At 74.9% G+C, this 931-nt stretch carries 1 protein-coding gene and 1 pseudogene; both read left to right on the top strand.

Going from position 1 to position 931, the window contains the following annotated elements:
* Window positions 1–699, top strand: a 699-nt coding sequence (locus G3N92_RS34545; protein WP_206131941.1) for a CobD/CbiB family cobalamin biosynthesis protein, incomplete at its 5' end; no start/stop codon positions are given.
* A 31-nt stretch (window positions 700–730) separates the two neighbouring features.
* Window positions 731–931: pseudogene (locus tag G3N92_RS34540) on the top strand (threonine-phosphate decarboxylase); the annotation flags it as partial.

Genomic DNA, 931 nt, shown 5'->3' with positions numbered 1-931 from the left:
GCGGCGGCCGTGCACGTCGCGCTGCTGTGGTTCGCGCTCGGCGCGCGCAGCCTGACCGAACACATCGCGCCGATCGGCGGGGCGCTCGCGCGCGGCGATCTCGACGCGGCCCGCGCGCTGACCGGCCGCATCGTCTCGCGCGACACGCGCGACGCCGACGCCTCGGCGCTGTCGCGCGCGGCCGTCGAATCGGCGCTGGAAAACGGCAACGATGCGATCTTCGGCGCATTGTTTTGGTTCGCGGTGGCTGGCGGCCCGGGCGCGCTGATGTTCCGGCTCGCCAACACGCTCGACGCGATGTGGGGCTATCGCACGCCGCGCCTGCTGCGTTTCGGCTGGGCCGCCGCGCGCATCGACGACGCGCTGAACTGGGTGCCGGCCCGGCTGACGGCAGCCAGCTACGCGCTGCTCGGCGACACCGTCAACGCGTGGCGCTGCTGGCGCACCCAGGCGCGCCACTGGGACAGCCCGAACGCCGGCCCGGTGATGGCCGCCGGCGCGGGCAGCCTCAACGTGATGCTCGGCGGCCCGGCCGTGTATCACGGCGAGCTCGAATCGCGCCCCACGCTCGGCTCGGGCGAACCGGCCGCGCCGGGCCACGTGCGCGCGGCGCTGTCGCTCGTGATGCGCACCGCGATCCTCTGGCTCGCGCTGCTGCTCGTCTGCGCGGCGATCGCGGTCGCCACCCATCATGGCTGAGGCTCGGGCCTCGCTTTCTTCATCCCGCGTCATGACCGATTCCCCGCTGCCCCCGCCCGCCATCACGCATGGCGGCAACCCGCACGACGCCGCGCGCCGTTACGGCATCGCGCTCGACCGCTGGCTCGACCTGTCGACCGGCATCAACCCGGCCGGCTATCCTGTGCCGCCGGTGCCGGCCGCCGCGTGGCGCCAGTTGCCCGGCGACGACGCGCCGCTCGCCGCGCTGGCC

It is taken from the genome of Burkholderia sp. Ac-20379 (genome assembly GCF_017104645.1).
GTDB lineage: Bacteria > Pseudomonadota > Gammaproteobacteria > Burkholderiales > Burkholderiaceae > Burkholderia.
Note: the sequence above shows the minus strand (reverse complement) of the source record. Positions and strands in the feature narration are given on the sequence as shown.